At 63.8% G+C, this 8,462-nt stretch carries 5 protein-coding genes and 1 pseudogene; 3 read left to right on the top strand and 3 right to left on the bottom strand.

Translation table 11 applies throughout. The annotated features are described in order from the left end of the window. Window positions 1–533: 533 nt before the first annotated feature. Window positions 534–662: pseudogene (locus tag ACQUSY_RS08950) on the top strand (DUF559 domain-containing protein); the annotation flags it as partial. A gap of 93 nt (window positions 663–755) precedes the next feature. After that, entirely contained in the window at window positions 756–1,379 is a 624-nt protein-coding gene (locus ACQUSY_RS08945) for a DUF559 domain-containing protein (protein WP_428904138.1), read from the top strand. On the opposite strand, the gene ligA is transcribed toward ACQUSY_RS08945, so the two are convergent. The 3 genes from ligA to ACQUSY_RS08930 all read right to left on the bottom strand — a co-directional run bounded on the left by ligA (window position 1,351) and on the right by ACQUSY_RS08930 (window position 6,301). Beyond that, the gene (gene ligA, locus ACQUSY_RS08940) at window positions 1,351–3,678 is read right to left on the bottom strand and encodes an NAD-dependent DNA ligase LigA (RefSeq protein WP_489685721.1); all 2,328 of its coding nucleotides are present in this window, start codon (window positions 3,676–3,678) and stop codon (window positions 1,351–1,353) included. The two genes, ACQUSY_RS08945 and ligA, sit on opposite strands and share 29 nt — an antisense overlap. A gap of 274 nt (window positions 3,679–3,952) precedes the next feature. Then, window positions 3,953–5,047: a tRNA 2-thiouridine(34) synthase MnmA gene (mnmA, locus tag ACQUSY_RS08935; RefSeq protein WP_428904134.1), complete on the bottom strand. Its 1,095-nt coding sequence runs from the start codon at window positions 5,045–5,047 to the stop codon at window positions 3,953–3,955. Between the two features lie 93 nt (window positions 5,048–5,140). Beyond that, a complete protein-coding gene (locus ACQUSY_RS08930) occupies window positions 5,141–6,301 on the bottom strand; it encodes a cysteine desulfurase family protein (RefSeq protein WP_428904133.1) in 1,161 nt (386 codons plus the stop codon). A 68-nt stretch (window positions 6,302–6,369) separates the two neighbouring features. Between ACQUSY_RS08930 and glgX the strand changes: the two genes are divergently transcribed. Continuing rightward, window positions 6,370–8,454 carry a glycogen debranching protein GlgX gene (gene glgX / locus ACQUSY_RS08925; protein WP_428904132.1) on the top strand — a complete coding sequence of 695 codons (2,085 nt, stop codon included), beginning with the start codon at window positions 6,370–6,372 and terminating at the stop codon, window positions 8,452–8,454. Window positions 8,455–8,462 lie beyond the last annotated feature (8 nt).

The raw sequence follows: 8,462 nt of genomic DNA, 5'->3' as shown, positions 1-8,462 counted from the left end.
CCCTCCTCAAAGCATCCGACTGCGAGTTCGCGTTGCTTGGGTGAAAGTGCGGAACGTGCACGCATAGAAAAACTCCCCGAAAATTGGTATCTGATTTCTCAGTCCAACTTCCGGGGAGCAGTTCATGTTCTTCACGCACCCGCCCTTCGTCTTCCCCTCAACCGCGCCACCCCCTGGTTCCGCTCCCTGTTCCCCCGTCTCGAAATTCCGACGCACCCTCCGCACGTTCGCCCCCTCGGTGCTCACGCCGTGATTCCGCGGCGCCCTCCGGCCGTTCCACTCCCTCGGTCCTCACGCCGCGGCTCCGCAGCACCCTCCAGCCGCTCCCCGCCCGTTACGTCGGAACCAAGAGCTCTCAAGCTGGCGTGTCGCCCGCAACACTCCGGGCAACGCCCCGGTCGTTCCTGCATAACAGCAACCGGAACCATGGGCTCGCGTGAAGAGGATCCTCCACAGGGAGTGCGCAGGGCAGGTTTGTCCACACTTGGCCAGGCCGAGCGCGCGCGCTACGACACGGTTGGGACGGTTGCTTCATGTTTGCTTCAACTGCGCTCACAAAGATCGGCGGCGTTGCCCGCACGCGCGAGCTCAGCGCTCTCGGGGTCACACGCGATTCGATCCGCTCCGCCTACCGGCGCGGCGAGATCTGTCGCGTTCGCAAGGGTGTATACGCGACGTCCGCGCAGTCAGCTGCCACCACGGCGGCACGTCACGGCGGTCGACTTACGTGCGTGTCGGCGCTCGTGGCCGCCGGCGTGTGGATTTTCGACAAGCCAACGGCGTTGCATGTCGATGTTGGCCGCAAGGGCCGTGTCTTCGAGCACGACCTTTGCGAATGTGTCGTACATCATCACGACGGTCAGACGCGCCTCGGTTCCGCCAGCTGCGCAGACGCACTCATTACCGCGTTGCAATGTCTCACTCACGAGGCCTTCTTCGCCGCGTTTGAATCGGCGTGGCGGCATCGGCTTGTTTCTGCCCGGGATCGCGCGCAAATCATTGCTGCCGCGCCGAAAGCACTGGCGGCACGGCTCCGCCAAGCTCGTCCCAACGCAGATAGCGGTCTCGAATCCATCTTTCGATACCGCCTGCTTGCACTGGGAATCGAGTTGGAATCTCAGGTCAAACTGACCGGCGTCGGCTACATCGATTTTCGCCACGGTTTCGTGCTGTTCGAAATCGATGGCAAGGAGAATCATGCCTCGGCATCAAAGCGGCACGACGACTTGATGCGAGATGCCGCGGCGCTCCGCCTCGGATATACAACCGTTCGTTTCGATTACGCGATGATCGTGCACGATTGGTTCGGTGTCGCCGCCACTGTGATGGCGGTGATCAACCGTAGCGAGGTTAGTCCAAAGCGTCAGGCCCTTGCGTGACGAGAATGTGGAACTGCGCCGCGTCGAGAATCCGTAACCCGAGCGCTTCGGCCTTTGCAAGTTTCGAACCAGCGCCAGGGCCAGCTGCCACGAAGTCAGTCTTCTTCGAGACGCTCGACGCCGCCTTGCCCCCGGCCTTCATGATTGCCTCCTCCGCTCCCTCGCGGGTGTAGCCGTCAAGAGAACCCGTGGCGACAACCGTCAGCCCGGAGAGCACGCCGCCGACAGAATCGGCGGCACCCGGGCCGGGGTGGCCCGGAATGAACAACTGCGCTCCGGCGGCCTGCCACCGCGCAACAATGTCAGCGTGCCAGTCGACGGCAAACCAGTCGATGAGCGAGTCAGCGATGATACCGCCGACGCCCTCCACCGCCGCCAGTTCTTCGCGGGTCGCCGAGCGAATAGCCTCGATCGAGCCGAACCACTGCGCGAGCGCACGAGCTGCCACGGGGCCAACGTGACGAATATTCAACGACACCAAGAATCGCCAGAAGTCCTTCGTCTTGGCCTTCTCCAACTCGGCAAGGAGCTGCACGGCCGCTGCCGAAATAATGTAGTCGGCGTCGCCGTCAAACTCGCCCTCCGCGTCAAATGTCGGGTCACCCTTCTTTCGCTGTCGTCGGAAGGGGGAGCGAGTGTCTTGGGTACCATCCTCCTTAAGTTTCGGGAGACCGGTTTCGGAGTCGCGAACCACCAGGTCAATCGGGAAAAGGTCGCGCAGCGTCAGGTCAAACAGGCCGGCTTCGGTGTCAAGCGGAGGCTGTGTTGGATAGACGGGTTGAGTCAACGCTGCTGCAGACACCTCGCCGAGCCCCTCGATATCTAGGGCGCCGCGGGATCCGATGTGCTCGACTCGACCGCGAACCTGTGCCGGACAGGAGCGAGAGTTCGGGCAACGAAGATCAATATCGCCTTCCTTAGCTGGTCGCAACTCAGCGTGGCATTCAGGACACTCGGTCGGCATGACGAACATACGCTCGGTACCATCGCGAAGTTCAGCTACCGGGCCGAGGACTTCTGGGATTACATCACCGGCTTTTCGCAAGACGACCATGTCTCCGATGAGAACACCCTTCGCTTTCACGACCTCCTGATTGTGTAGCGTCGCCTGGCGCACGACAGACCCCGCAACATGTGCGGGCGCCATCACCGCGAACGGGGTTGCGCGACCGGTGCGGCCGACTGACACGACAATATCGAGCAGACGCGTCTGCACCTCCTCCGGCGGGTACTTATACGCGATGGCCCAACGCGGTGCGCGGCTCGTCATGCCGAGTTCGGCGTGCATCGCAAGATCATCGACCTTCACGACGACGCCGTCGATCTCGTGCTCAATGTCGTGACGGTGTTCGCCGTGGTACTCGACAAACTCCGCGACCTCAGCGTTGGACTCAAACGTGCGGAAGTGCGGGCTCATCGGCAGACCCCAGCTCGCGAGCAATTCGTATACCTCACTCTGCGACGCAACCGGTGGTTCCGGCCACGCCCCGATGCCGTGCACATACAGACGCAACGATTTGATGCGAGCTTCGCCAGCTTCAAGCTCGAGGCCCTCCTTCTTCTCCAGCTGCTGGCGCAAGCCGCCGCTCGCCGCGTTACGCGGGTTCGCAAAGGCGGCAAAACGACGCTCTGCCGACTTCTTGGCGGCCTCGGCGGTGAAGCCGCGGCGTTCGATCAAGTCGGCGGCGACGGTTTCGCGCATACGCGCCTGTAGAGCGTTGAGCGCCTCGAACTCGACGACGGGAATGAACACTTCGCCGCGCACCTCAACGATCGCCGGGTGCCCGGTGCCTTTAAGGCGCGTCGGGATACCGGCGACACGCACGGCATTCACGGTGACATCCTCACCGACGCGTCCGTCGCCACGGGTTGCAGCCGAGGTCAGCACACCGTTTTCGTAGCGAAGCGATATAGCGAGACCGTCGATTTTCAACTCGGTGAGCCAGCGGACGGAACCGCCGGCTGCGGCTTTCGTCTTCGTCATCCAGTCAGAGAGTTCTTCGGGTGAGAACACATTGTCGAGGCTCAGCATGCGCTCGGCGTGCTCGACGGGCGTGAGCATGCTGTTCTCAGCGGCGCCAACGGTCTGGGTAGGCGAATCTTGCCCCGCCAGCTCAGGGAACGCCTGCTCAATCGCCTCGAGCGCATGCATCCAACCGTCGTACGTCTCGTCGTCGACAAGCGACCGGTCAGCACCGTAGTACTGATCGCGGGCGTCAAGAATCAGCGTCGTCAGACGCTCGGCCTCGGTGCGAGCCGTGGCAAGGTCGGTGGGCGTCGTGTGCTCAGAACCGTTCACACATCAACGATAGGCCGCGCATCGGACACTGGGTATGAACAACTCACACTGCGTCGGGCGGCTCGCCTTCGCCCGCAGCCACCCCGTTACGTCGGAACCGACGGTGCCCCACCCGGCGTGTTGCGGCCAACACGCCGGAGGCACGGCTGCCGGTTCCTGCATAACGGTCGTGCGCAACGGCGGAACCACGGGTGCAGCTGAGTGCGGGCGCCGCGCGTTGAAGGCGGTAGCACGGGCTCATCAAATCGACGCGGGCATAGAAGCCCGTACGCGATTACCCGACGGGGACGGCGGATTCGGTGCGGTCGATCGTGAACTGACCGAGTACGCGGGTGCCGATGTAGAGCACCGCGGTCTGGCCGGGTGCGACACCATCGAGGGGCTCGTCGGGCGTCACAGTCACGGCGTCATCTGACACAACGGCGAGAGCCGGAACCGGCTCTGCGTGCGCACGAATCTGCACGTGGCAACGGAATTCCGTCTCCACCGGCCCAGCGCCGGCCCACGAGTAGCGAGCGCCAGCAATCAATGCCGTCGCCAGGGCGGCCTTTGGGCCGACCACAACCGTGTTCGACACCGGGCGAACCTCAAGCACAAAACGCGGCTTGCCATCGGCAGCCGGCACACCCAGGTGCAGGCCGCGGCGCTGACCGACGGTGTACGCGTGCGCACCCTCGTGCGAGCCGACAACGTTGCCCTCACGGTCAACAATGTCACCCGTCGCGGTGCCAACCTTTTCAGCCAGCCAACCCTTGGTGTCGCCGTCGGGGATGAAGCAAATGTCGTGGCTGTCGGGCTTCTGCGCGACGGTCAGACCGCGCTCAGCAGCCTCGGCACGCACGAGCGCTTTCGTCGGCGTCGAGCCGAGCGGGAAGTATGTGTGCGCAAGCTGCTCGGTGGTCAATACACCGAGCACGTACGACTGGTCTTTCGCGTTGTCCGCCGCGCGGTGCAGTTCGAGACCGCCCGGGCCCTCAACGAGATTCGCGTAGTGTCCGGTGCACACGGCGTCGAAGCCGAGCTCAATCGCGCGCTCCAGCAGAGCAGCAAACTTAATCTTCTCGTTGCACCGCATGCACGGGTTGGGCGTGCGGCCCGCCTGGTACTCCGAGACGAAATCGGCGATGACGTCTTCGCGGAACCGCTCCGAGAAATCCCACACGTAAAACGGAATCCCGAGCTTGTCGGCGGCACGACGAGCGTCCATCGCGTCTTCAATCGTGCAGCATCCGCGTGAGCCGGTGCGCAACGTGCCGCCGGCGCGCGACAGCGCCAAGTGAACGCCGACAACCTCGTGTCCGGCCTCAACCGCACGAGCCGCAGCAACGGCAGAGTCCACTCCACCACTCATGGCTGCCAAAATACGCATAGGTACCAGTTTACGACCGATCAACCTGGGAGGCTCGGCAACGCCCAAACGTCAAACACCCGCAGGCGCGAAGAACCCAACCGAAGCAGAAACCTACCGCCGCCCCGACGCCCGCCGGTACGCGTCGCCCACCGCCGCAACAACGGCGTCAATATCCGTGGCCGTCGTCGTGCGCCCGACCGTCATGCGCAACACGCTACGCGCATCCGCCTCGCTCCGACCCATGGCCTGCACAACGTGTGATGGTTCCGCGATTCCGGCCTGACATGCCGATCCGGTCGACACAGCGATGTCGGCGGCGTCGAGCAAATACAGCATCGACTCCCCCGCCGCCCCCGGAAACAAGAAGTGCGCATTGCCCGGTAGCCGCTCATCACGGTCGCCAAGGAGTTCAGACTCCGGAACCACGGAGCCGACACCAGCGATGAGTGCGTCGCGAAGCTGCCGCAGTCGGGCATCTTCCTCCACACGCTCCGCAAACGTCGCCTCCGCGGCCGCGGCAAAGGCGGCCGCCGAGGGCGCGTCGGGTGTGCCCGCACGCAACCCGCGTTGAGCCGAACCGCCGTGGTGCAACGCGGTAATGCTGGCTTGGCGCGACACGACGAGCGCACCGATCGACGGCGGCCCACCAATCTTGTGCGCCGAAACACTCATCAGGTGAGCGCCGCCCGCGGCCGTCCGCGCCAACGAAGAGAAAGGCAAATCAACGTGGCCGAAGGAAGCCACAGCGTCCAAGTGCAGCGGAACCCCAGCCGAAGCTGCAGCCGCCGCGAGCGCCATCGCATCGTTAATGGTTCCGGCTTCGTTGTTCGCAACCATCGCGGTGGCGACAGCCACGTCTGCCGCGAGCGCCTCGGCAAAAGCGTCGACGCCAATACGCGCATAACGATCGAGAGCAACCGGCCGCACGTCAGCACCCTCACTTGTGCGCAACCACTCCACCGCATCGAGTGTCGCGTGGTGCTCACCATCCGGCAACACGACAACCGAACGATCGGCAGCGCGAGAGAACCACAATCCCTTCACCGCCAAGTTGATCGCTTCGGTGCCGCCAGAGGTAAACACCACCTCAATGGCGTCACACCCGAGCACGACGGCCAGCCGTTCCCGCGCGTCTTCCAACACCCGGCGTGCAGCCTGGCCCGACCGGTGAATCGACGAGGGGTTGCCGACGGTGTCGATCGCCGCCAGCCACGCCTCGCGCGCCTCGGGCCGAAGCGGCGTGGTCGCCGCGTGATCCAAATACACCGTCATCCTTCTATGTTGTCACCCTTGAGCCGCAGCAGGCACCGAAGTAAACACGTGCCCCTATGCTGTAACGCATGACGACCGACGTGACCGCATCTGGCCTGCGCGAAGCACTACTCGACACAACGCTCGACAACCTCGGCGTCACACTCGGCGATCACGGCACCACCGTCCGCGTCTGGTCGCAGCGCGCCACGGCGATTGAACTCGTTACCTTCAACGAAGCTGACCTCGATTGGGTGACCCGTACCGTTCCCCTCACGAAGCGGGACGGCGACGTGTGGGAGGCCACGACTGACGCTCTCCCCGTTGGCACGCACTATGCCTTCCGCGCTGATGGCCCCGAGGGCACCCGGTTCAATAAGGACCAGTTCTTGATCGATCCCTATTCCCGCGGTCTCGCACAGGGACACGGTTACGACGACTTCCGGAGCGTCGTTGTCGACACCGCGTTCGATTGGGGAACGACGACGAAGCCCGCTATCCCCCTCGACGAGACGATCATCTACGAGGGCCACCTCAAGGGCATGAGCAAGCGTCACCCCGATGTGCCCGCCGCTCTGCACGGCACGTACGCGGGACTCGGCCACCCCGCAATGATCGAGCACTTCCAAACCCTGGGCGTCACGACGATCGAGCTCCTGCCGGTGCATCACTTCATTTCGGAACCACGGCTCCTGCAACAGGGGCTCGCCAACTACTGGGGCTACAACACCCTCAACTTCTTCACGCCCCACGCGCCATACGCGACGATCGCCGCGCGCCGCGAAGGGCCCAGCGCCGTCCTCCGCGAATTCAAAGAGATGGTGAAGGCCCTCCACGACGCCGGGCTCGAAGTCATCCTCGACGTTGTCTACAACCACACGTCAGAAGAGGGCCCCGGCGGCCCCACCTCAAGCCTGCGCGGACTCGATGATGCCTCCTACTACCGGCAGAACCCCGAGACCGGTGATTACATCGACACCACCGGGGTCGGCAATACTCTTAACACCGCAACGCCCGCAGCCGCTCGCCTTGTGCTGGACTCTCTGCGCTACTGGGCCCAAGACGTCCAGATCGACGGGTTCCGCTTTGACCTCGCCACCGCCCTCGGTCGTGACGAAAACCACATCTTCACCGCAGAGCACCCGCTCCTGCAGGCCATCATGAACGACCCCGTTCTGAAGACCACGAAATTGATAGCGGAACCATGGGATGTCGGCATCGACGGCTGGAAGACGGGGGCATTTGGTGACGGTTGGCAAGAGTGGAACGACCGCTACCGCGACCGCGTACGCAACTTCTGGCTGAGTGACATTGACTACGCTCGCCGCGCGAGTGTGGCCCCCGCTGGCATTGGTGGCTTTGCAACGCGTCTGGCTGGCTCGTCCAAGACCTTCTCCCCCGAACGCGGCCCCCTCGCGAGCATCAACTTCGTCACCGCGCACGACGGGTTCACGATGCGCGACCTGGTGTCGTTCTCCACGAAGAACAACCTCGATAACGGTGAACACAACCGTGACGGCGCCGACACCAACCGCTCGTTCAACCATGGCGCCGAGGGCATTACCGATGATCCCGTGATTCGCGCTCTCCGGCGAAAGGCAATGCGCAACCTGCTCGGCACGCTCTTGCTGTCGGCGGGCACGCCGATGATCACCGCGGGTGATGAAACTGGGCGCACGCAGCGCGGCAACAACAACGCGTACTGCCACGACTCCGAGCTCACGTGGCTGTCGTGGCAACTGGCACAGTGGCAGATTGACCTGCGCGACCACGTCGCCACCCTCATCAGGCTCCGCAAAGCAAACGCCGCTCTCCGCCCCGCCCGCTACGACGAGCTCGGCCGCCACGTACCCGGTTCCAGTGAGATGGACTGGTACGACGAACATGGCGAGACCATGGCCGGTGACCGGTGGCGAGACCCCGAGCACCGCACCCTGCAGTACTTCTCCGCCGAAACACCCGCCACCGGCAAGCCGCACAATCGCATCCTGCTGATCGTGCATGGCAAAGAGTCTCCCGTCGAAGTGACGCTGCCATCCGTATCCGGTGTTACACGATTCCGTTCCCTGTGGTCGAGCGAAGAAGAGGCCCCACTGCCAGCCCGCTCCACCTTCTCGGCCGGCGACCTGGTTCCGCTTCAGGGCACTGCGATGCACCTGTTCGCCGCCGAGTGACGCGCGTG

Origin of the sequence: Microbacterium daqui (assembly GCF_050408675.1) — a bacterium.
Classification (GTDB): domain Bacteria; phylum Actinomycetota; class Actinomycetes; order Actinomycetales; family Microbacteriaceae; genus Microbacterium.
This window is presented reverse-complemented; position numbering and strand designations above follow the sequence as displayed.